The organism is Xylanibacter sp. (genome assembly GCF_057607445.1).
In genome coordinates this window covers 42,981-66,731 of record NZ_DBLZAX010000006.1, presented here as the reverse complement: position 1 = coordinate 66,731, position 23,751 = coordinate 42,981, and the positions used below count along the sequence as shown (strand labels likewise).

The following is a 23,751-nucleotide window of genomic DNA, read 5'->3' as shown; positions in this document are numbered from 1 at the left end:
GCGCCTTTCAGCGTTTTTTCTGCTTGCCGGTTATCTTTCTGAAAGCTTTCTTGAATTTGCCCGTTACGGCCCGCTTGTGCTCAAACTCGTCGAGCTTCTTTATCACCAGCGCCACGGTCTTGTCGGCGTCGATGCCTCTTATTTGGGCGTAGCGCCTTATCACATAGTCCATGAGCCGCTTGTCGTGTGTGAGCCGTTTCAGGTTTTCGGCACAGTCGTCCTCCGTCGGCTGTATGAACTTTGAGCGGTTGGTGTCTATCAGCCAGAAGCTGAAGCCGCCGTCGGCAGTCCTCTCATACAGGATGTTCGTAAGGTTCAGGTCGCCGTGCATCACCCCTTTTTCGTGCAGCTGTGCCAGCAGATGAGCCAGCGCGTCGGCCGCGTCGCGGTCAAAGTCGTCGCGTCTGAGCAGGCCGGTGAGCGGCGGCAGCATGCACGACTCCGACACAAAGTAGCAGTCGGACATCAGTATGCCGTTGCCAAGCTCAAGATATGCCACTTCGCGGGGCGTGTTGAATCCCCTCTCGCGCAGCATGGCGGCAAAGAGATATGCCCTTGCGGCCTTGCTCTTCTTGAAGAACGAGTAGGCCACGCGCTGCACGGGGTTGGGCCGCTTGTAGTGTTTCACCACGAGCGTGCGGCCGTCAACGCAGAACGACTTCACCGTATTGCGCCCCTTGTAGAGCGTAGTGCCCCCCTGACTGAACGTCTGAGGCAGGCTGCCCACAAAGCCGCTGAGCGCGCTGAAGCCGCTGCCTACCGTCATGGTCATTATCTTTTCCTTGCTCATGGGCGGCTCAGAGGTTAATGTTCTCGTAGTGCTTAAACCACTCGATGAAGTTCTTTATGCCCTCGTGCAGCGCAACCTTCGGCTTGTAGCCTATCTCGGTTTCGAGCTTTGTGGTGTCGGCCCAGGTGCGGCTTACGTCGCCCGGCTGCATGGGCAGTAGTATCTTTTCGGCTTTGCGGCCCAGGTTTGTCTCTATTTCGGCTATGAAGTCGGTAAGGCTTACGGGGCTTCCAAGGCCTATGTTATACACCTTGTAGGGCAGTCCGTTTGCCGTTCCCGTTCCGTCGGGCGTCTTGTCGAGCACCATGATGGTGCCGTTGGCAATGTCGTCGATGTAGGTAAAGTCGCGCATCATGTCGCCGTTGTTGAACACCTTGATAGGCTTGCCGCCGCTAATGGCTCTTGCAAACAGCATGGGGGCCATGTCGGGGCGTCCGGCGGGGCCGTATACGGTGAAATAGCGCAGGCCGGTGCAGGCTATGCCGTAGAGCTTGCAGTAGGCGTGGGCCATCAGTTCGTTGCTCTTCTTGCTTGCTGCATAGAGGCTTACGGGACTTATCACGACGTCGTCTTCGGAGAAAGGCACCTTGCTGTTCATGCCGTAGACTGAGCTCGACGAGGCATAGACGAGATGCTCCACGTTGAAGTTGCGGCAGCACTCGAGTATGTTCAGAAAGCCAATCCAGTTGCTGTGCATGTAGGCGTAGGGGTTCTCTATCGAGTAGCGCACGCCTGCCTGTGCCGCCAGATGTATTATCTTGTCAAACTTAACCTGGTCGAACAGCATGTCGAGGGCGCCCTTGTCCTCGATGTCGAGGCGCAGAAACGTGTAGTTGGCCCATTTGGTGCTCACCGTGCGGTGGCCCATGCGCAGGCTGGCGTCGGCCTCTATCCCTGTCCGGCGCAGGCGGTAGAACTTCAGCTCGGGCGAGTAGTAGTCGTTGATGTTGTCGATTCCCACCACCTCGTCGCCTCTTTCGGCCAGCATTTCGGCGCAGCGGCTGCCAATGAATCCGGCCGCGCCGGTTACGAGTATCTTCATCTTCTGTTGATTTTTATCTGTTCGGGAGCCTGACTCCTTGCTCCGTTGTCATTCAGTTGTTGTCCTTCTTCTCGAGATAATCAGTTATCTTTCTTGCCACTACGCTCCAGTCGAAGTCGCGTATGGTGCGCAGTCCTGCCTCGCCATACTTCCTTCTCAGCTCCTCGCTCTGGTAAAGCTCCTTGATGTGGCGTCTGAAACAGAAGCGCCAGCGTGCCGAGCGTATGCCGTTCTCCTTGTCGCGCAGCAGGTCGAGCGTGCCGGCCTTGGTGGCTATCACGGGCACGGCGCACGCCATGGCCTCGGCCACGGTGTTGTTCCATCCGGTGTAGCGCGGGTTCTCGGCCGACACAAAGCAGTCGGCACGGTTGAACAGCTCCCAGTTGCGGTCGAAAGGATGGCCTACGACAAACTCGAAGGGGCACTTGCACGTAAACTCCTTTATGCGGCGTGCGGCGCCTTCGTCAACCGGCGTGTCATAGAGGAGCAGCTTTATGTTGTAGCCCTGCGCATAGAGCTTTTCGCACGCGCTCACTACGTAGTGGGTGCCTTTAACGCGCTCCACGATGCGTCCGTATGCCATGACGACGAACGGGCGGTCTTTCACCTCATAGCTCTCCTTGGGCTTATAGTTGGCAACGGTTACGCCGCCGATGGCCTTGAACGACTCGCGGCCGAACTTCTTGAGGTCGTACTCGTATACGTTAGACGAGCATGCGAACACCTCAACCTCGGGATTTTTCATCAGCTTGGCCACGTTGTCGCTCTTTCTGACATGATAGAATATCTTGTGGCGCGCATCAGACTCAAGCACCATGGGCATCATCTTCACCGTGGTGGTCCACAGGGCGTCGAGCTTTGTGCCTTTAATCTTGTCGAAGGTGCTCATCTCGCCCTTGAAGTCGAACCAGTCGGGGCCTTTGCCGTCGGGTGTGAACACTATGAAGCGGTGGCCCTGCTCGACAAAGATGTTGCCGAGCTCGAGAAAGCGCTTAACGCCGCCGTAGAGCTTTGTGTGGGGCAGTAATACTCCTAATATCATATATGGTTGTTGTTAATTCGGATGAAATTTTATATTACATTTTGCCGTGCTGCCGGCATTCTGTGTATCGCATTGATATTCAACGACTTGCGATATGCCGTCTTTTGGCTTGCAATATGTGGCCTTTCAGCCTGCAATATGTGGTCTTTCGCAATGCGATATGTGGTCTTTTGTATTTCAGTCTGCCGGCAGGCCTGTTTTGTATGGTGCCGGCAGGGCTGCGGGCTTATTGTCTCTTGTCGTTGTCCCAGAACTTCCACAGCGGTCCGAAGTCCTTTGTCAGCATCCACCACAGAGCCTTCAGGCGTCCGCGCAGGATGTTGGCCTTCAGATGGCCGTCGTGCCTGTAGGCGTCAGTAAGGCGGCTGTCGAAGTCGTGTCCTTTGTATGTGAAGATGCGCCTGAAGGTGGAGTTTGTCATGCCCCACTTGAGCAGAAACTGCATCTGTCCCATGTTCTTGCGTATGCGGGTGGTAGATTTTGTCTCGAAGTGATACACGCGGCTTGCCGATATGCCCTTCATCATCCTTATGCCGCAGAGATACAGCTTGGCGGTGAAGTCGGGGTCGCTGTACATTCCGGGCGAAAGCTCTATGCTGTAGCCGCCCACGAGGTCCCATATGTCGCGGTGAACGATGTTCGGCGGCAGCGTTGCGCCCATCCAGTCGTTCATCTTGTATGTGCGGAACTCGTTGAGCAGGTCTTGCTCCCTGAATGTCTCAGGCGTGTCGCCATAGTCGGCGTTTATTATCGAGTCGCCCTTTGTGCGGGGCTGTATTGTCGTCGACGACAGGAAAAACCGGTTGTCGGGCAGCGCCTTTATCTCGTCATACAGCGCCTTGTCCCATTCAGGCAGCGCATACATGTCGTCGTTGATGAAGAGCATATAGTCGGTCTTCACCTTGCTGCGCATCATGTTCATGGCCAGGCACACGCCCACGTTGGTCTGCGAGTGGGTGTAGTCGAGGCCCTGCTGCCTCACCCATTCGAGCGTGCCGTCGCTTCCGTCGTTGACGTGTACTATAATCTGGTGCCTGTATGTAGAGTTCTTCCTTATGCTGTCCACGCATATCTTAAGGAAGGGCAGGTTGTTCCATGTGGGTATGAGTATGGAGAATATTTCGCCGTTCATAGTCGTTACGTTATTTTGCAGGGCTTCGGCGGCGGCATTGCTTATATCCGCCCGTGCCTTTGCTTTGTTTGTATTATATGGTTATAGCCCCTTTGGCGTGTCCTTGCCGTCAGATGCCGAGCACGTCTCTGTAGACGTTCATCACCTGCTGGGCCACGTTGTTGCCCTCAAACCGCGTTATATACTGGCGGCTTGCGGCTATGCGCTCCTCGCGTCCGGGTGCTCCCTTGACAACCTGCTTTATGGCTTCGGCCATGGCATAGACGTCGTCGGGGTCGACATATATGGTGCCGTTGCCGCCTGCCTCCTCAAGACAGCTGCCCGTGCATGCCACAACGGGCAGTCCGCTCTGTATGGCCTCGATGACCGGAACGCCGAAGCCCTCGTAACGTGAGGGGTAGACGCACGCCTCGGCCATCTGATAAATGGCGGGCAGGTCTTCGTTGGGCACGTTGTGAAGTATCTTCACGCGGCTTTCGAGAGCGTTCTCCCTGATATACGCCTTCACCTTTTCGGTGTATGAGGTGGCCTTGCCCACTATCACCAGACTTATGTCCTCGGGCAGCATCCTCAGTGCCTTCACTGCCAGCAGCACGTTCTTGCGCTCCTCGATGGTGCCCACGTTGACGATGTAGCGTTCGGGCAGCATGTAGCCCGTGTGCACCTCGTGCATCTTCTTCTCGCCTTCGCGCATCTTGTAGCGCGAGCCGCAGCTCTGATATATAACGTCTATCTTCTCGGGGTTTACGCCTCCGTAGAGCATTATGTCGCGCTTGGTGCATTCGCTGATGGCTATTATGCGGTCGGCCTCGGCGCAGGTCTTTCTGAACTTCCACGCATAAATCTTGGTGTCGGGCCAGTTGTACCATTCAGGATGACGCATGAAGATGATGTCGTGAATGGTAACCACGGTCTTTATGCCGGCCTTCTTTATGCCTATGGGCAGCTCGCCCGAGAGTCCGTGATAGAGTTTTACGCCGTCGGCGCAGAGGTCGTCCACCATTGAGTGCATGCGCCACCATGCCTTCTGCAGGCCCGAAAGGCTCCTGCGGGGATACACGAATCTTACGCCTGCCGACTCTCTTACCTGGCTTCTCAGCGCGCTGTCGCCCTTGTCGGGGGCGTATAGGTTGAGCTTTATGTCGGGCGTTATAACCTCCGAGAGGTCGTTGATCAGTGTGCGGGCGTAGCTTCCCAGTCCGGTGCGGTTACATACAATGCGCTTGGCGTCGTATCCTATAATCATATTTTACATATTTTGTTGCGGGCTGCATTCTGCCTGGCCGCCGTGCCGGCTTGCGCCGTCTTGCCGTTCCAGGGCACTTTGCCGCATGCTTGCCGCTGTTGTGCAGCGTGGCGTGTGCCGGCCCATTAATGTTATATGTTTCACGTGTGACAGGCTTTCGGCCTACTTTCTCACCACGTGTCCGTTTTCAATTTTGAACTCCTTGTCAAACTCCTCCCTCGTGCGTTTCCAGCGGTTGTGGCTCCACAGATAGAAGCGCGGCTCGCGCCTTATGGTCTGCTCGAGCATGACAAAGAACTTTTTGGTTATCTCAAACTCAGGCATTTCGCCGGGCTTGTCGGTCATGAGCTTGAAGGTGTAGATATATTTTCCGCGTTCGGGGCGTTCAACGTCGATGTAGAACACGGCGTTGTTCATCTTGCGCATTATGCGCTCGGCGCCCGTGAACACAGGTGTGTCGTGGTTGAGGAACGGCAGCCACAGGTGGATGTTGCGGTAGCGGGGCGCCTGGTCGGCAATGTAGCCGAAGAGATTCATGAGGTTCTGGCTGCGGAACGACACGAGATATCTCAGTATGTCCTTCTTGGGGACGCACACTCCGCCCATGCTCTGGCGCATGTTGATGAACAGGCGGTCGAAGAGCTGGCTGCGCAGGGGGTGGTATATCAGTCCGATTACGGCCTCGGGATGCTTCTTTATGACAAGGCCTGTGGCCGAGAGCAGCTCCCAGTTGCCGTAATGTCCGAGTATGCCGGCGCAGGTCTGGCCTCTGTCGAAGCACTCCTCAATCTTGTCGATGCCCCTGAACTCTATGCGGCTGAGCAGCTCCTGACGGCTGACGGACATGAGCTTGACGGTCTCTACGAAGTAGTCGCAGAACCACTTGTAGAATCCGCGCTCTATGCTGATGCACTCCTCGAGGCTCTTCTCGGGGAATGCCGATGTTATGTTGCGTCTGACGATGTCGCGGCGGTAGCGCACTATGTGGTAGAGAACGAGGTTGGCGATGTCTGATATCACATAGAGGGCCCTGTAAGGCAACTTTGACACCAGATAGAAAATGCCGTAGATTATGTTATATAAAAACTCTTTCATTCCTCTTTCTCCGGTTAGTTGATTACAGTGTCTGCATGTCGTTCAGCTTCTTGTAGTAGCCGTCGATGGCGAGCAGCTCCTCGTGGGTGCCGCGCTCAACGATCTCTCCCTCGTGTATGACGCATATCTCGTCGGCGTTCTTGATGGTCGACAGGCGGTGGGCAATGGCCACCGTGGTGCGCGTCTTCATCAGATGCTCGAGCGCGTCCTGCACCAGTCGCTCGCTCTCGGTGTCGAGAGCCGACGTAGCCTCGTCTAGGATGAGTATCGGCGGGTTCTTCAGTATGGCGCGGGCTATGCTCACGCGCTGGCGCTGTCCGCCCGAGAGGCGTCCGCCTCGGTCGCCTATGTTGGTGTCGTAACCGTGTTCCGACTCCATGATGAAGTCGTGAGCGTTGGCTATCCTTGCGGCGTTCTCTATCTGCTCCTGCGTGGCGTTGTCAACGCCGAACGATATGTTGTTGCGGAAACTGTCGTTAAACAATATGGCCTCCTGGTTTACGTTGCCTATGAGCGAGCGCAGGTCGTGCAGTCCCATGTCCTTCACGTTCACTCCGTCGATGAGCACCTCGCCCTCCTGCACGTCGTAGTAGCGCGGTATGAGGTCTACGAGCGTCGACTTGCCGCCGCCGCTCTGGCCTACGAGCGCCACGGTCTTGCCCTTCTCTATGGTGAGGTTGATGTTGCGCAGAACCCACTTCTGGTCGTACTTGAACGACACGTTGCGAAACTCTATCTTGCTCTTGAAGTCGGTTATGTGCACCGGATGCTCAGGCTCCTTGATGTTGCTCTCGGCCATGAGTATCTTGTCCACGCGCTCCATCGAGGCGAGACCCTTGGGTATGTTGTAGCCCGCTTTCGAGAATTCTTTCAGCGGATTGATTATGCTGTAGAGTATAACGAGATAGTAGATGAATGTGGGGCCGCTCAGAGTCATGTTGTTTAGCACCAATACACCGCCGAACCAGAGCACTATGACAATCATCACCGTGCCGAGAAACTCGCTCATCGGGTGGGCCATCTGCTGGCGGGTGTTCACGCGGCGTATGTTCTCGCGGTATTCAGAGTTAATCTTGTCGAAGCGGCGGTTCATCTTCTCCTCGGCGCAGAAGGCCTTTATGATGCGCAGTCCGCCAAGCGTCTCCTCCACCTGGCTCATCGTGTCGCTCCACAGCGACTGCGCCTTTATCGACTTCTGCTTCAGCTTGCGGCCCACAAAGCCCATGAACCAGCCCATGATGGGCACTATGACGAGCGTGAAGAGCGTCAGCTGCCAGCTGATGACGAGCAGCGTGGCAAAATAGAACACTATCAGTATAGGGTTCTTGAAGAGCATGTCGAGGCTCGACATTATGGAGTTCTCAATCTCCTGCACGTCGCCGCTCATGCGCGCTATGATGTCGCCCTTGCGCTCCTCGGAGAAGAATCCGAGCGGCAGCGACGTAATCTTGCGGTAGAGCTGGTTGCGTATGTCGCGCACCACGCCTGTGCGTATAGGAATTATCGTAGCCGACGAAAGGAAATAGGCACCCGTCTTCAGAAACGTCATGAAGGCCAGAAACAGGCCTATGACGAGCAGCGTTGTGGTGGCGCCCATGCTCCCGATCATCTCGTAGATATAATAATTGGCGTTGTTTATCAGCACATCTTTCATGTTGCCGCTGCCCCAGTCCATCAGTCCGGCAGGCACGCTGGCCGCCTGAGTCTTGAAAAGTATCTGCAGGATTGGTATTATGGCCATGAAAGAAAAGATGTTCAATACCGCCGAAAGGATATTAAACACCACCGTCAGTACCAGGTATTTTTTGTAGGGAGGTACAAAACGGCGCAATACTTGTAAAAATTCTTTCATCTATCCGTGGGTTGTTCTTTTTATGGAATTTAGGTTTATTCCGGTTGCAAAGATAGTGTTTTTGTGCAAGAAAACAAAATATGGCGGCCGTTTTAGTTCATTATGGGGCTGTCTGAGGGGCCGCAAAGGCGATATGGGGGCTGTTTGAGGGGCTAATCCATGCCGGTTGTCATACTGCCGGAGCATGGCGGAAGGCACGCCGCTGCCGGCTTTTCCGTGTCCTGTCAGCGCCTTGCAGCATGAAGGACTGGTGCCGTTAGTTACAGTTTCGTGCCCCTGTCGTGCGGCTTGTCGTGCGGCGCTTCGGGGCGGAATGTATCGGGCTGTATAACACATTGATACACAGTGCGTTGCAAAAGGCCATGTTTCAGGCTCTAAAAGGTGGCCTTTTAGGCTGCAAAAGACGGTCTTTCGGACGGCGAAAGGTGCCCTTTCAGAACATGAAAGGCGGCCTCTTGATGATAAGAGTGCCGCCTTTCTCTTCAAAGTTAATATTATCGTGCTTCCAATTAGTCGGTTTTATGCCTCGCCGCCGTCTGCGAGCACGCCTTTGAGCGTTGCGCTCGAGCTGTCGGTTATCCTTACCCTTACGGTCTGGCCGATGTGGCAGTTGCCCTTGTCGAACACCACCACCTTGTTCTGTCCGGTGCGTCCGAAGAGCTGTTCGCGGCTGCGCTTGCTGAAGCCCTCTATCAGCACGTCGAACTCCTTGCCTACGTCCTTGGCGTTCGACTCTGCCGACAGCTTGGTCTGCAGCTCTATCATCTCTGCCAGGCGGCGCAGCTTAACCTCCTCAGATACGTCGTCGGGCAGGTGCTTCGATGCGTATGTGCCGGGGCGCTCGCTGTATTTGAACATGAAGGCAGAGTCGTAGCCCACCTCGCGCATCAGCGAGAGCGACATCTGGTGGTCTTCCTCAGTCTCGCTGTGGTAGCCCACGAATATGTCGGTAGATATGGCGCAGTCGGGTATTATGCGGCGAATGGCCCTCACGCGGTCCATATACCACTCTCTTGTATATTTGCGGTTCATCAGCTTCAGTATGCGGTCTGATCCGCTCTGCACGGGCAGATGTATGTGATGGCAGATGTTGGGCATCTCGGCTATCACGCGCAGCGTGTCGTCGCTCATGTCCTTCGGGTGGCTCGTGGTGAAGCGTATGCGCATGTCGGGCACGGCCTCTGCCACCATGCGCAGCAGTGCCGGGAACGCCACTTTATCGCTCTTTGCGTCGGCTTTGCCGTCGTTACCCTCGCTGTTTACTTTTTCATTTTTACTTTTTAATTCTCCTAAGTAGGAGTTAACGTTCTGTCCGAGCAACGTAACTTCCTTGTATCCGTGTTCGTGCAGGTCGCGCACCTCGCGCAGAATGCTCTCCACGTCGCGGCTGCGTTCGCGTCCGCGGGTGTAAGGCACGATGCAGTAGTGGCAGAAGTTGTTGCATCCGCGCATGATGCTCACGAATCCGCCCACGTGCGGTCCGCATATTCTCTGCGGCATTACGTCGCGGTAAGTCTCTGTGGTAGACAGCTCGATGTTCATCGCCTTGTGTCCCGTCTCGGCCTGAGCTATTAGGTCGGGCAGGGTGAGATAGGCGTCGGGGCCGGCCACGAGGTCGGCATGATGGTTCTCGAGCAGGTCTTCCTTCACTCTCTCGGCCATGCATCCCAGCACTCCGATAATCATTCTTCTGCCCTTGCGCGTCATGGCGTGCAGGGTGTCGAGGCGGTTGAGCACTTTCTGTTCGGCATTGTCGCGCACGCTGCACGTGTTCAGAAACACGGCGTCGGCTTCGTCAACGCTTTCGCACAGTTCATATCCGGCCATCTTCATCACCGAGGCCACAACCTCGCTGTCGGCCACGTTCATCTGGCAGCCGTAGGTTTCTATAAATAGTTTCTTCATCTTCGTTGTTATTGGTGTTTTAGGGTAATGGGAGCAATGGGACGTATGAGAATTATACTTTGCCGGCTGATGCCGCCGCGCAGGGCTTGCGGCTGTCGTCGCCGGGCGTCCGCTCACTCTCTTTCATCGCCCAGTATTATCTTTGTTATCTCGGCCATGAGGCGCGCGTTGTCGGCGTCGCTCATCTTCGAGTCTTTTATCAGTATGGCTATGGCCACCTGTCTGCCGTCGGGCATGGTCACCACTCCGGCGTCGTTGTCGGCCATCTTGGTGCCGTCAGCCATGCGGAATCCCGTGCCGGTCTTGTGTGCCAGCGTCATTCCTTGGCTCAGTCCGGCCTTTATCTTGTCGGCTCCCGTGGTGGTTGCGGCCAGCGCCTGCTTTATGCAGCGGTCGTATTCGCCGCTGAGCAGCTTGCCGTCGTATAGCTTACGGAGCAGCCACACCACCGACTCGGGCTTGCTCCAGTTGGCATAGCTGTTTATCGGTGCTTCATACATCGTGGCCTCCGTCTCCGACAGATGGCAGTCTTTTATGCCCATGGCGTGTATCTCGCGGTCAACGCTGTCTATGCCTCCGGCCATGGCTATCAGTATGTCGGCGGCGTTGTTGTCGCTCTCGGCTATGGCGTAGCGTATCAGCTGCGGCAGCGTTATGCTGAACCTGCCGTCGGGATGCAGCTTCATCAGCGGACTGTATGTGTCCTTGCGCATCTGCTCAGGCGTTATGTTGAGCGTCGTGTCCACCGCTGCGCCCCTGCGCTCCATGTCTTTCAGCAGGGCAACGGCCACGTGGAGCTTGAACACGCTCATCAGCGGATACAGTCTTTCGTTGTTCATGCTGTGCATGGCGTTGCCTTCCATCCATGCCACGCCTATCTCGGCATCCTTGCCTTCAGCGAGTTTCTTTATGGCAGCAAGCTTCTTCTGCCCTTCGTATTGCGGCATTTCAGCCGTCACGGCAGCGCCTTCCGCCGTGCTTTCACAGCCACTTTCGCGGCAGGCAGCCTGCGTTCCGGCGCAGCACATAAGACATAGCGCAGCTGCGGCTGCCCTCATCGTTATCTCTTTAAGCATTGTCTTTGATCCTATGTTATGTCGCCTTTTCCGGCCGTATGCACCAATGCGTGCAGCAGCCGGCTGCCTTTGGCGCTTATTTCGTTACTGAAGTTATCTTGTTGCGCGTGCCTCTCATGTTGGTGAGGAAAGCCTTTGCCGAACCGAACTTCAGGAACATGTCGAGCCTTACGGGTATGTGGTTGGCGTCGTCGGTTACGAAGAAGCGCGCTATCTCGCGCCATTCGCCCTTGTCCTTCTCGGTGTACGACAGTTCGAGGCAGCGGTATTTCACGCCGTTGTCGGCCTTCACGGTCTTGCGTCCCATGAATTTCAGCTTCGCTGGGTTAAGTCCGTTGCCGTCGGCAATGGGGAAGTCAACCACGTAACCCTTCTTCCAGTTGGCCGGGTCGAAGCTGCGCGCCCTGAGAAATATGTTCATCATGTCGTAGACACACTCGCCGGGAGTCACCGTGCGCTTCTCCACCTTGCCGTCCTTGTGCAGCCGGCTCTGTGTTATCTTGCACTTTCCGCCCGGATAGCTGTACCACACTTGGTCTACGGTGTAGCGTTTTCCTTCGAGCGCTCCCTTGCGGTAGTAGAGCGGTGCGAGGTTGGTTGTTGAATAGCAGAGCAGCGTGTCGCGCATCACGAACATCTTGTCCATCTTGCTGTTGCCCCTTGTGGTGAGGCTGGCGCGGTAGGCCTGCTGCCCGTTATACTTGCTTTGCACTATCGACATCGAGGCGGTGCCTACTCTTACCCATACAAACTTCCAGTTGTAGTACAGGTTGTATGACAAGAACTCGCCCGACTTGAAGGCTGTGTTTCTGAAGCTACACTGCGCCATGGCTGCCACGGCAGTTGCAATCAGCATTATTGCCAGTGTGAGTGTTCTTAGATGTTTCATGATATGTGCATTTTTGTTTGTGTCCTGTTCTTTCCGTGCCGGCCGGCGGCTTGCTGTCAGCGTGCCTGTCGTGCGTGCCGTCAGTTGCCCGGATATGGTATGCCCATGCTCTTGGCCCGGTCGAGGTTACGCTTCTTTATGGTCTTTTCCTGTTCGGGTTTCTGCTTTGTTATCTCCATGGGTTTTTGCTTTTCGAGGCTCCGTGCCGTTGGATTCCACGTCAGGTTGAGGTCCCATTTAGCCTTACATTCTATCTTTTCGGGATAGTAGTAGGTGGTTTCGGCCTGGCGGTCGGCGGCATATTCGCCCGTGTCCCACTTGCCGTTCTTGTTCGAGTCGATAAACATCCTGGCGTAATATGTGCCCGGCTTTACGTAGAAGAACGACGCGTTGCCGTCGGTTGTGGTCGTTTCTTTCACCACTTCGTCAGAGTTGTTGAGCATCTGTACCACCACCGTGGTGTCGGCCATGCCCGTTATGTTGAACATAAGCGTGGCAAAGGCGTCTTCGGTCTGTATCTTGAAGCCTGTCTTGAACGGTGCGGTGGTTTTGCCGTAGATGTCGGTGAAGGCCATGGTGTCGGTCTCCAGACTGTATTCCGTGCCCGGCCGCCACTCTCCGAGCAGCTCGTAGATGCGGTTGGTGCCTGCCTTCTGCCGCAGCACGAACGGCGATTTATACCACAGCGTGTCGTGCTTCGAGTAGAGATGTATGCAAGCCGTGTCCACTTTCTGCAGCGGTGTGGGCATCTCGATGGTTATGTTCTGGTCGGGCGCAGGCTCTGACTGCACGTTGTATTTGGGCTCGAGCGCCTCGGCGGGCATCTCCGTCTGGTATTCCTTGCCGCGCTTCTTGGCTTTCTCCTGTGCCTTCTGCCACTCTTCAAACTGCTCTTTCTTCTGCTTCATGCGCTTCTCGTAAGGCTCCTTCGACAGCACGTCGAGCGTGTCGGTCTGCATCTGCAGCACTCCAAGCGTGTCGGTGGCGAGATATTTCAGCTCCATTCTGAGCGTGTCCTGGTTGACGAGCGTGGTGTCCTTCAGCCAGTAGGTGATGGTGTCCTGCTTCTCTGTCGTCTCAATGATGAAGGCGTCCTGCTCGTTGAAGTTGAGTCCCTTGATCTCCGGCAGCTGCTTGTTGCCGTAGCTGAAGTAGAGCGTGAAGCGGTTGGCATAGGCTCTTTCGCTCTTCAGCAGGTATCGGTCGGTCTGCTCTTCGGTGAAGGCTCGCAGCACGATGTCGTCGGGCAGGAAGTGGGTGTAGGGCACCCGGCGTATTGAGTCGATGCGGAGCGAGTCGCGCCAGATGGTGTCCTGCCTTATGTCGGGCTTGAAGGTTGGCTCTATTATGTCGTGATTGAATGCCAGCTGTTCGCTCTTCTGATTGAAGATATAGTTGTTGTCGGCGTCAGAGAGCGCGTATATGCGGTATTTTCCGGTGGCAATGCCTTTGATGATAAACTTGCCGCGGCTGTCGGTTCTCGACACTCTGAGCATGGGCTGGCGTGTGAATATGCTGTCGCTCAGGTCGCTGTAGAGGCCTACGAGGATGCCTTTTATGGGCTCGAGGTTCTGCGCGTTGAGCACGTATCCTGCCACTTCGAGCGTGTCGATGTGGTCGCCTGTCGAGAAAGTGTAGGTGTAGTTGCCCAGCGGATTGCTCTCGTTGTTGTCGCTGATGGCGTCGGAGAAGTCGACGGTGTAGGTGGTGTTGGGCTTGAGCGAGTCTTTAATCTCCACCACGATGCGCTTTCCGGCGGCCTTGATTTCGGGCGTCTCGATCTGCGGAGGCGATATGACGACCTTCTCGGTGGGGTTGTCCACCTGGATATATTCGTCGAAGTTGATGCCTATCTTGCGCGTCTTGACGTTTATGCTCTTGTCGGCGGGCGAGCTGCCGGTTATTCTCGGCGGCGTCTCGTCATACCATCCGCCGTCTGGCTGTCCCATCCTGGCGCACGACGTGATTATCACGGCGGCCATGAACGTCAGCAGGGCCAGTGCGCCTTTCTTCAGGCGTGCTGCTCTGTGGCGTGCCTCGGCGGCGTGTGCGCTGCCGTTTGTGGTGCTGCGCCGTCTGCTGTTGCGCTGTGTGTCAGTGTTCATCGTCTTCGGTGTTAAATCTCAGCATTTGTTCTATGATGTCGCGGCTGTTGCTAAGTCGTGGCACCTTGTGCTGTCCGCCCAGCTTGCCCTTCGACTTGAGCCAGTCGTTGAACAGGCCCGTGCGCGCCTTCACGATGTCGAGGTGCTGAAGGGTTATGTCCTTGTAGCGCTTTGCCTCGTAGTCGCTGTTTATCTCCTGCAGCTTCTTGTCGAGCAGTGATGCAAAGCGGCCGAGGTCGTCGGGCTCTCTTGAGAACTCGATGAGCCACTGGTGGCGGCACTTGGCGTTGCCGTCCATGAACACCGGGGCGGCTGTGTATTCGAGCACCTCGGCACCCGTCTCGCGGCAGGCGTGGGCAAGGCCCTGCTCGGCGTTGTCGACGATTAGCTCCTCGCCGAAGGCGTTGATGAAGCTCTTGGTGCGTCCGGTGATTATGAACTTGTAGGGATTGGTTGACGTAAACTTGACGGTGTCGCCTATGATGTAGCGCCACAGTCCGCACGACGTTGATATGACCATGGCATAGTTTACGCCTGTCTTTACGCCTGTTATGGGCACTACGGTGGGATTTTCGGCTCCGAACTCGTCCATCGGGATGAACTCGTAGAACACTCCGTAGTCGAGCATCAGCAGCATCGACGGGTCAGAGGGGTCGCTCTGCAGGCCGAAGAAGCCCTCGCTGGCGTTGTAGGTCTCCATGTAGTGCATGCCGGGCGAGGTGATGAGCTGCTCATACTGCTTGCGGTAGGGCGTGAAGGCCACGCCTCCGTGGAAGAACACTTCAAGGTTGGGCCACACCTCCTCGAGGTGAGTCTTGCCCGTAAGCTCCATCACGCGTGTCAGCACGGAGAGCATCCACGAGGGCACGCCGCTCAGGTTGGTCACGTTCTTGTTCATCGTCTCGCGGGCTATGCGGTCGCGCTTCACCTCAAAGTCAGACAGCAGCGCCGTCTGCTTGCACGGCACTCTGACCAGGTTTGCCAGCGGACTGATGTTCTCTATCAGTATGGCGCTGAGGTCGCCCACAAGGCTGTTGCGCAGGTTATAGTTGGGCGAGTGGCTTCCGCCCAGTATGAGGCTCTTGCCGTCGAACAGCCGGCTCTTGGGGTTGTTGCGCAGATAAAGGGCCACGGCGTCCTTGCCGCCCTGATAGTGAAGGTTCTGCAGACCGTCGTGACTTACGGGTATGAACTTGCTCTTGTCGTTAGTCGTGCCCGACGACTTGGCATACCACTTTACCGTTCCGGGCCAGAGCACGTCGCTCTCGCCGTGGCGCATGCGGTCGATGTCATTCTTCAGTTCCTCATAAGTGTTCAGCGGCACGTTAGCCGCAAAGTCCTCGTATGACTTCATATTGCCGAATATGTGCTTTCTGCCGTATTCGGTGTCCTTGGCACGGCCCGTCAGATATGCCAGCACCTCGTTCTGAAGTGCCCCGGCCTCGTTGATGTGCCGCTCAAGCTCCTTCTGCCGCGGCAGAAACAACTTGCCAATTATGCTAGTAATGCTCATCTTCTAAGAGGTATTTTTAAGCTGCAAAGTTAGTCTAAACTTTTGTAATACGATAAGATTTTTAATATTCTTAACACGCGCGCACATCTTTACGCCGGGGCCTTGCAGACCGTGTGGCGTGCGTGCTGCCGCCGGCCGTTTTATGAAAGATGCCCTTTCGCCTTGCAAAAGGCCACCTTTCGCCGCCTGAAACATGCCCTTTTGCAGCCCGAAAAGCCACCTTTTGCATGGCTGGATATAACGCCCTGTCAGCCAGTATGTTACAAGCCGTCTTTCGCCTTGGCTGCACAGGCACCGTAAGCAGTGGCGGCACGGCATCAGAAACTGCCTCAAAAACCATGCCATGCCCATGCCACGGCGCAGCCCTTGCCCTGCCGCGGCGCAAAATAAACGGCCCGACATTGCTGGTTTTCAGAAAAAAATCATATATTTGCAGAAACATACCTTACACACATAACAAGCATAACTTATGAGTCATCCACTATGGTCTGATGAATACTGGCTGCTGCTCATGCAGCTCTATCAGCGCAAGCCGGCAGGCATAAAGCCCCTCTACTCGCGCGGAATGGTAGAGCTGAGCCTCGAGCTGCACATACCTCCACACTATCTTTACGAGCAGATGTTCAGTCTGCGCCGTGCCGCCACGCCCCGGCTCGGGCGACTCTGGGCCACATACGGCGATAACCCCAGGCGCCTGTCGCGCGACGTGAAAGTGCTGAGGAGCATGGCAGGATTCAGCAACGCAGCCCTGTTCTACGACGGAGTGGCCATGCACGAGTCGTTCGAGCGCGACTTCAGGCCCATGCCCTCATGCGGCCAGCTCATGCCGATGATGCTTATAATAATACTCGACCAGTACTTCCGACTGACGCCCGCCACGATGGTGCGCAACACGCCCGAGATAGCCGAGCTGTCGAAGCTCATGGGCATAAAGGCCGACGTGGTGGTGGAGGTGATGGAGACGTTTCAGACCTTCGATCCTTATCTCAACCGCAGCAAGGCCAAGCCGTCGCCGCTCACCGACGAGTGCCGCCGCGTATGGCAGCGCTACGGCAACGGCAACCCCGAAGAGCTGTCGTCGCTGGCAGCGCAGCTGAAGGCATATTTCGGCTGAAAACGATGCATACGGAGCAATCGCTAATATTCAGATATAAATACTAATTGAAGAAATGAGAATGACAATCAGGACAACGTTGATCAACGTTATGCTGCAGGTGGCGTGTGTGCTTGCGGCAGGAGCGCAGGTGCAGGAGCCCTGCGGAGTGTATGAGGCAGCCGACAAGGTGGACGGGCTAACCCGCCAAGGCTACATGGAGATAAACATAAAGGAGCCCGCCGTGCCCGATTTTTCGCAGACATTCGTCAAGGGCGCCACCCACAACTTCAGTCTTTTGCCTTCAGACTTCATGAAGAAGCCCTCACGCTATTTTGCCGGAAAGAAAGCCACGGGCTTCATCAAGTATCGCAGCAAGATACTTATCAGCAACACCGAAACCCTGATGCTGACCGACCCCGAGCCCGTGCAGGGCGGCTACAGGCTTAAGTGGGCAAGCGACATGGGCAAGACCGGCACCTGCACTATGACCATTGCAGCCGACGGCACGCTGTGGTTCACAGGCCTTGGCACCTTCGACAAGAGCATAGGTCCCGACAAGCTGGTGTTCGTAAGGCAGCCCGGGCAGACCGCAGCAAGGACATATCTGGCAGCCGGAAGCGACAAGCCGCAGCAAGGAGGCGGCACGCCTGCCGCAGACAAGCCCGCTACAGGACAGACCGCCAACGGCCCGAAGGGCGGAGAGACGTCGGCATCAGCCGTGGATAAAGAACAGACCACACTGCCCACCGACGGCACGCCTGCCTACAAGCCCGCTACCGACGCCGACGGAAACATAATGCTGCCGAGGGCAAGCAGCGGCACGCTGACAGGCAGATGGATAGGCGATGGCGGACTGATGATAAAGCTCAACTCGATTATTAAGTCATACAGATATTCCAATGCCGCATATCACGGATTTATAACCATGGAAGGACCGGGATACATCAGCGAGGGAATCGTCGCCGTGGTGAAGCACTCTGACACCTGCGTCGGCCTTTACAGCATACCGCTCGACACCGATGTCAGGCAGATTCACTACTCTGAAATACATCTTGGCCCCGCAGGCCGTGCCTCCACTTACCATCTCTGTGGAAGCGTTGAAGTGCGTTCGCAGTCATACAAACTGATGACCAACACCGCCATCTATAAGCTGAATCCCATAGACACACGCTATTACGGCATGTTCTCTACGGGCAACGAGGTGAGGCCCGTGCCCCTGAACTTCTACTTCAAGCAGTCATACGACGACGGCTACGGCAACGTGAAGCTGGGCTACGGCTGCATAACCTTGTCGTACAACATGGGCAGCTACATCGACAACGACTTCATCTATGACGCACAGATACAGGAAAACGGCAGCGTAAGGATAAAGTATCAGTGCGGCAGAACCGATAACAAATACTCTGCACTGCTGGTATGGAACAAGGGCAGAAAGTCGTGGTCGGTCACTCAGATTAGGCGTATTGAGGGCAGCAGCGACGACTGCTACATGATGAACAGCCCGCAGATAACGTTCAAGGACGATATCATGTAGGCATACGTCTTGTTGTCAGGCTGCGGCACATGGCTGCCGTGCTGGCGTAACAAATAAACAGAAGAGGCTGTCTCGGGTGTAATCCCTGACAGCCTCTCTTGCTTAATTTAACAGAATTAATGATGAAGCAAGTGCGGATGTCTTGCTGTGATTTATAGCTCCGCTATCTTTTTAATAAAAGCCTTGCCGTTTTTTATGAATATTCCACGCTCCGGACTGTCAACCTTTCTGCCCGAAATGTCGTATATGCTGCCGTTGCTGCCGTTGTCGGTCAACGTCTGGTCAATGCCCGAAGCCGAGCTTTCGTTTGTTATGTAGACCACGTCTCCAGCCTTGGTCTCTATGTCATAGAGCCAAGTCTCGGGCAGCCTGTTGTTCACGCTCGAGTTGTCAACGTCAACATATTCGTCTCCTGATATCTTCTTTACAGGCATAGAGTAGGTGTAGAACAGCGGATTGGGGTTTTCGCCTTCAGCCTCTTTCACCTCATGTGTGTCCGACTTGATCTTTACGGGCACCCTTAGTCTGAGGTTTCCGCCGAGCGTTGAGCGCAGACGGGCACTCATCAGCTTGCCGTCTTTCCACACCATGTCCTCAAGCACGAAGCCGCCTATGGCTCTCAGACCCTTAATTTCGCCGTCGGACCATTCGTCAGGAACAGCCGGCATTAGGTTTATAAAGCCGTCGTGGCTTTGCATAAGCATCTCTGCAATGCCCGCCGTACAGCCGAAGTTGCCGTCAATCTGGAATGGCGGATGTGCATCGAACATGTTTGGATAAGTGCCTCCGTCCTGTCCTTCGGTCCTGTCTGCCGGCACAAGCGACAGCTGGTCTTTAATCAGCTTGTAAGCATGCTTGCCGTCAAGACATCTTGCCCAAAGACAAACTTTCCATCCCATGCTCCATCCTGTCGACTCGTCTCCGCGGTACATCAGCGACACCTTTGATGCTCTGAACGCAGCCGGTGTGCGGTAGGGAGATATTGCCGTGCCGGGATACAGTGCCCACAGGTGTGACACGTGGCGGTGATGGTCGTCAGGGTTGTCCCAGTCGTCGCGCCATTCCTGCAGCTGTCCGTATTGTCCTATGCGCAGTGGCAGCATCTTGTCGCGCAGGCTCAGCAGCGATTTTGCGAAGTCTTCGTCAGTGGCAAGCGTCTCGGCAGCCCTTGCGGTGTTGGTCAGCAGGTCGCTTACGAGCTCGTTGTCCATGGTTATGCCAGCAAAGATGTTCTGTCCTTTATATGCTTTTGGTGAGTTTTCGGGTGAAACCGACGGGCAGACAACCATGAATTTGTCGCGGGGATCCTCTACCATGAAGTCGAGGAAGAACTCTGACGCTCCTTTCATTAGCGGATAAACCTCTTTCAGATAGTCGGTGTCTCCGCTGTAAAGATATCTGTTCCATAAGTGCTGGCAGAACCATGCGTTGGCCGTTGGCCACACTCCGCTGTAGGCTTTGTCCACGGCTCCTGTCATTCTCCACAGGTCTGTGTTGTGATGAAGCATCCATCCGTTGCATCCGTACATGTTCTTTGCCGTTTCGGCTCCTATCTCGCTGAGTTCCTTTATCATCTTTATCAGCGGCTCGTGAAGTTCCGGCAGGTTTGTCGATTCGGCCGGCCAGTAGTTCATCTCTGTGTTAATGTTCACCGTATAACGGCATTTCCATGCAGGGTTTGTGCTGCCGTTCCATTTGCCTTGCAGGTTGGCGGGCTGGCATCCAGGCTGTGATGAACATATAAGCAGGTATCTTCCGAACTGGAAATACAGTTCTACGAGCTGTGTGTCGTTGCCTTCAGCAAAGTCTTCAATGCGTTTGTCTGTAGTCTTCGACGGGTTGCTGTTCTCTCCTAGGTCAAGGCTTACTCTGTCAAACTGTTCCTTATAGTATTCTATATGTTCGGCTTTTGCCGTCTCATAGTCGCGTCCGGCATTCTTCATATATTCGTCAATACGCTTCTGAGGGTCGGCCGAGATATCCTTATAGTTCACAAAGTTGGTTGCCATGGCTATGTGGAAGGTCACGGCGTCGGCGTCTTTCACAATCAGCGCGGTGTCGTTCTGTGTCATTGCACCGCCTTCGTTGTCAATTTTTGCATTGACTATGAAGTTCAGTTTTCCGGGCACGTTGTTTGCGGCTTTTGCCGTGGTTCCGCTCAGTGCGAGTGTGTTTCCGCTTACAGAGCGGTCAACTTTCACGCCGTCAGGATAAAACAGGCTTGCTTTCAGGTTTATTGCGCCCTTCTTTGATGCCGTGACTCTGATGATGAGCATCTGGTCGGTGAACGACGTGAAGGCCTCTTCCGTGTAAGTTACGTCGCCCACTCTGTAGGTTACTGTCGACACAGCGTTGTCTATGCTGAGCTGTCTGCGCAGCGAAGAGTAGTCTTTATGGCCGTCGTATTCGATGCGCAGGCTTCCTGCCGGCTGGTATGATGCACCGAATCCGTAGTCTCTGTCGGCCAGAATTTGTGTCTCGGCCAGCGCCTGTGCCTCGTCGCTCTTGCCGCTGAAGACCAGCTGTCGCAGGTTATCAAGATACTTAGGTGTCTCAGCGTTGTAGTTTTTGTAGGGCGAGCCTTTTGATATAGTCTCCTCGTTGAGCTGATATTCCTCGCATACGGGATTGCCGTATACCATTGCCGCTATGCGTCCGTTGCCGAGCGGCAGGGCTTCGTTCCAGTTGCCGGCAGGCTTGTCGTACCATAGCTCCAGCGGTTCTCCGGCATAAGAGCCGAGCGCCATTGCCAGCGTTGTGATGATTGTTAATAGTTTTTTCATTATTGATAGATTTTAAAATAGATTGTTTGTTCGATGCAAAGGTATTGTTTGTGGCAATGCTTATGGTGGACAAATATTTTAAAAAGGTTCAAAATAGTCTTTTTGTCACGACGTAAACGGGGATTTTATGTTTTTTTCTTACTTTTGCAGTAGAATAATGATATTATGAGAAAAGCAAGTCTGGCAATCTTTTGTTTTTTGTTTATGACGTTATTGTGTGCGGCTTCCGACGTGCGTATTGTACATTTTGACAATGACGACGGGCTCGACCACAACATTGTTACGTGTATTATTCAGGACCGGGATGGGTATATATGGCTGAGCTCGCGCGACGGACTGAGCCGTTACGACGGCTACAGCTTTGTCAATTACAAGGCTCAGCCAGGTGACGGCTGTCCTCTTGAGTCGAACCGTATTGACCAGATTTGGGAGTTGCCAGACAATAATATACTCTGCATGTCGGGACACCGGACCCTCAACCTGGCGGGATGCAAGTATTATGTATTCAACCGCAAGACGGGCAAGTTTGAGGTTTACAGGGGCAAGAACCTGCCCGGAGGCTCATATTATGTGGCCGACGAGAATGTGATGAGGCGCATATCTTCTCTGAAAGAGTATGAAGGCCTGGAGACAAGGGTGATGTGCGAGGACAGGCAGGGAGGCTATTGGGTGCGCACCAACCGCGGCATAGACAGGGTTACGTTTGTGAAGGAGCCTCTGAAGAACACGAAGTTCAGCAATTTTGGCGAAGAAGTGGTCAGGGCCTTGCATCAGGACAGGGCCGGACGGGTGTGGATTGCCGACAAGAACGGCTTTGTGAGGATTGTCGACCGCAACCTGGGCAATGTCAGATATCTGTCTGCCGATGGCAGGATTACGCCTGCTGCGGCTGTATTCGGCCATAACGTGTATTGTATTTATGAAGACCGCCACGGGCAGATATGGCTCGGCACCAAGCCCGGCGGGCTGTTCAGGCTGCGCAGAAAAGGGCAGGGATGGGTGCTCGACCGCTATGTCAGCGGCGGCAGAAAGCCTTTTGGCATTAACTGCAATTCTGTGTATGCCATGGCTGAGGACAGATACGGACGCCTGTGGATAGGCACCTATGGCGGCGGACTGAATGTGGTGGAGAGGCCGGAGGCCGACATGCCGCGCTTTATCAATAAGGACAATGTGCTTTCAGGCTATCCGCGCGGGGCGCTCAAGGTGAGGTGTCTGATGATGACACGTAGCGGAGTGATGCTTGCCGGAACCGGCAGCGGGCTGTATACGTGCATGATTGACGGCAAGCCGCTGCGCCGGCTGAAGTTCTGGCGAAACGTGAGAAACCCTCATGACCCGTCGAGCCTGAGCAACAATGAGGTGATGGCGCTGGCACGCGACAGCAGGGGCAGGATTTATGTGGCCACTTATGGCGGCGGAACCAACAAGATTCTGTCGCGCAACCTGCTGAGCAACAACATACGCTTCAAGGCTTATACCACGGCTCAGGGTCTTGCCTCGGATGTCAATGTGTCGTTGGCAGCATGGCGTGGCGACAAGCTGTGGATAGTGTCAGAGGCCGGTCTGACGCTGTTTGACACTAACCGCGATGTTATGATTAACTATATGAGAGGCTTCTTCAGGGAGGGTTTTGCCTTCATGGAGACCATGCCGCTGTGTCTTGACAACGGCTACATGCTCTTCGGAACCACTCAGGGCGTGTTCGGCTTCAGCCCGTCTGACGTCGGCAAGAGCAATTTTGTGCCGCGTATTGTGTTCGGATGCGACGACTATGTTGAGCTTCCGGCCGACAAGAAGAACTTTACGATAGAGTTTTCGGCGCTCGACTATAATAAGAATGAGGATATATGGTATGCCTACCGCATGGACGGAGTGGACGGCGAGTGGATATACACCAAGTCGCATTCGGTAAGCTATGCGGGCATTCCGCCGGGAACGCACACCTTCAGGGTGCGCTCAACCAACGGCGACGGCATCTGGACTGACAATGAACGTACCGTGACGATACACCGTACCCCGGAACTTACGGAGACGCCCCTGGCATGGATGCTGTTTGGCGGGGCGCTGCTTGCAGCCCTGATAGTTATATATAAGGTGGCAAGATATATCAGCCGGCTGCGCAAGGAGGTGAACGAGATAACCACGGTTACTAATGAGAAGATTGAATATCTTAAGAACAAGGTGCATGAGCTTCTGACAGAAAGGCGCGACATGGACGTGGCCGAAGGTGAGGAAGCAGCCGCCGAAACCACAGACAGCCTGTTCAGAAACAAGGCCATGGGATTTATCAATGACAATATAGCCAACTCTGACCTGTCGATAGACGACTTCTGCAAGGCCATGGGCATGAGCCGCACTGTGCTCTATGTAAGGGTGAAGAAGGTTTTTGGTTCGTCGCCCAACAACTTTATACAGGAGATACGCATTAAGAAGGCTCTTGCTTTAATGAAAGATCCGGGCGTGAGCATATCGGAAGTGGCCTACAAGTGCGGATTCTCCGACCCGAAATACTTCAGCCGCTGCTTCAAGAAGACAATGGGCTGCAGCCCTACCGAATATATGAAGAGGGGCGAGACGGCAGAGCCGTAGCGTCTGGCTGAAAGGCGTGTTGCATGCCCCGGTCTTATAAAATCTGATAGGGCATAGTG

16 protein-coding genes are annotated in these 23,751 nt (G+C 54.9%); 3 read left to right on the top strand and 13 right to left on the bottom strand.

Translation table 11 applies throughout. The features are described from left to right. Window positions 1-7: 7 nt before the first annotated feature. The 12 genes from ACZMIG_RS06415 to ACZMIG_RS06360 all read right to left on the bottom strand — a co-directional run bounded on the left by ACZMIG_RS06415 (window position 8) and on the right by ACZMIG_RS06360 (window position 15,687). Window positions 8-790, bottom strand: coding sequence for a lipopolysaccharide kinase InaA family protein (locus ACZMIG_RS06415; protein WP_487889295.1), 783 nt, complete (start codon window positions 788-790; stop codon window positions 8-10). A 7-nt stretch (window positions 791-797) separates the two neighbouring features. Continuing rightward, on the bottom strand, window positions 798-1,832 hold the full coding sequence (locus ACZMIG_RS06410; RefSeq protein WP_487889294.1) for an NAD-dependent epimerase: 1,035 nt from the start codon (window positions 1,830-1,832) through the stop codon (window positions 798-800). A 52-nt stretch (window positions 1,833-1,884) separates the two neighbouring features. Next, window positions 1,885-2,874 (bottom strand): glycosyltransferase family 4 protein, encoded by a 990-nt coding sequence (locus ACZMIG_RS06405; RefSeq protein ID WP_021854516.1) that lies wholly within the window; start codon window positions 2,872-2,874, stop codon window positions 1,885-1,887. 226 nt (window positions 2,875-3,100) lie between these two features. Further along, the gene (locus ACZMIG_RS06400; protein WP_302352445.1) at window positions 3,101-4,006 is read right to left on the bottom strand and encodes a glycosyltransferase family 2 protein; all 906 of its coding nucleotides are present in this window, start codon (window positions 4,004-4,006) and stop codon (window positions 3,101-3,103) included. 109 nt (window positions 4,007-4,115) lie between these two features. Further along, entirely contained in the window at window positions 4,116-5,252 is a 1,137-nt protein-coding gene (locus tag ACZMIG_RS06395) for a glycosyltransferase family 4 protein (protein WP_302024515.1), read from the bottom strand. Window positions 5,253-5,414: 162 nt separating this feature from the next. After that, window positions 5,415-6,347 (bottom strand): lysophospholipid acyltransferase family protein, encoded by a 933-nt coding sequence (locus ACZMIG_RS06390; RefSeq protein WP_021854513.1) that lies wholly within the window; start codon window positions 6,345-6,347, stop codon window positions 5,415-5,417. A 22-nt stretch (window positions 6,348-6,369) separates the two neighbouring features. Beyond that, window positions 6,370-8,199, bottom strand: a complete 1,830-nt coding sequence (locus ACZMIG_RS06385) for an ABC transporter ATP-binding protein (protein ID WP_021854512.1) — start codon at window positions 8,197-8,199, stop codon at window positions 6,370-6,372. 519 nt (window positions 8,200-8,718) lie between these two features. After that, window positions 8,719-10,104 carry a tRNA (N6-isopentenyl adenosine(37)-C2)-methylthiotransferase MiaB gene (gene miaB / locus ACZMIG_RS06380; RefSeq protein ID WP_487889293.1) on the bottom strand — a complete coding sequence of 462 codons (1,386 nt, stop codon included), beginning with the start codon at window positions 10,102-10,104 and terminating at the stop codon, window positions 8,719-8,721. 113 nt (window positions 10,105-10,217) lie between these two features. Continuing rightward, on the bottom strand, window positions 10,218-11,180 hold the full coding sequence (gene bla / locus ACZMIG_RS06375) for a class A beta-lactamase (RefSeq protein ID WP_487889292.1): 963 nt from the start codon (window positions 11,178-11,180) through the stop codon (window positions 10,218-10,220). 76 nt (window positions 11,181-11,256) lie between these two features. Continuing rightward, window positions 11,257-12,069, bottom strand: coding sequence for a DUF3108 domain-containing protein (locus tag ACZMIG_RS06370; protein ID WP_021854509.1), 813 nt, complete (start codon window positions 12,067-12,069; stop codon window positions 11,257-11,259). Between the two features lie 80 nt (window positions 12,070-12,149). Continuing rightward, window positions 12,150-14,174: an Ig-like domain-containing domain gene (locus ACZMIG_RS06365; RefSeq protein ID WP_125105184.1), complete on the bottom strand. Its 2,025-nt coding sequence runs from the start codon at window positions 14,172-14,174 to the stop codon at window positions 12,150-12,152. Next, window positions 14,164-15,687, bottom strand: a complete 1,524-nt coding sequence (locus ACZMIG_RS06360; protein ID WP_021854507.1) for a GH3 auxin-responsive promoter family protein — start codon at window positions 15,685-15,687, stop codon at window positions 14,164-14,166. Before ACZMIG_RS06360 ends, ACZMIG_RS06365 begins: the two co-directional genes overlap by 11 nt. Window positions 15,688-16,156: 469 nt before the next feature. Here ACZMIG_RS06360 and ACZMIG_RS06355 point away from each other — a divergent pair, with 469 nt between their 5' ends. After that, window positions 16,157-16,801: a hypothetical protein gene (locus ACZMIG_RS06355; RefSeq protein WP_487889291.1), complete on the top strand. Its 645-nt coding sequence runs from the start codon at window positions 16,157-16,159 to the stop codon at window positions 16,799-16,801. A 55-nt stretch (window positions 16,802-16,856) separates the two neighbouring features. After that, complete coding sequence (locus tag ACZMIG_RS06350; protein WP_487889290.1) at window positions 16,857-18,317, top strand: hypothetical protein; 1,461 nt, start codon at window positions 16,857-16,859, stop codon at window positions 18,315-18,317. A 152-nt stretch (window positions 18,318-18,469) separates the two neighbouring features. Here the strand turns inward: ACZMIG_RS06350 and ACZMIG_RS06345 are convergent, their stop codons facing one another. Next, window positions 18,470-21,100 (bottom strand): glycoside hydrolase family 95 protein, encoded by a 2,631-nt coding sequence (locus tag ACZMIG_RS06345; RefSeq protein WP_487889289.1) that lies wholly within the window; start codon window positions 21,098-21,100, stop codon window positions 18,470-18,472. A 165-nt stretch (window positions 21,101-21,265) separates the two neighbouring features. On the opposite strand from ACZMIG_RS06345, the gene ACZMIG_RS06340 reads away from it, so the two are divergent. Then, on the top strand, window positions 21,266-23,692 hold the full coding sequence (locus ACZMIG_RS06340) for a two-component regulator propeller domain-containing protein (protein WP_487889288.1): 2,427 nt from the start codon (window positions 21,266-21,268) through the stop codon (window positions 23,690-23,692). The last annotated feature ends 59 nt before the right edge of the window (window positions 23,693-23,751 follow it).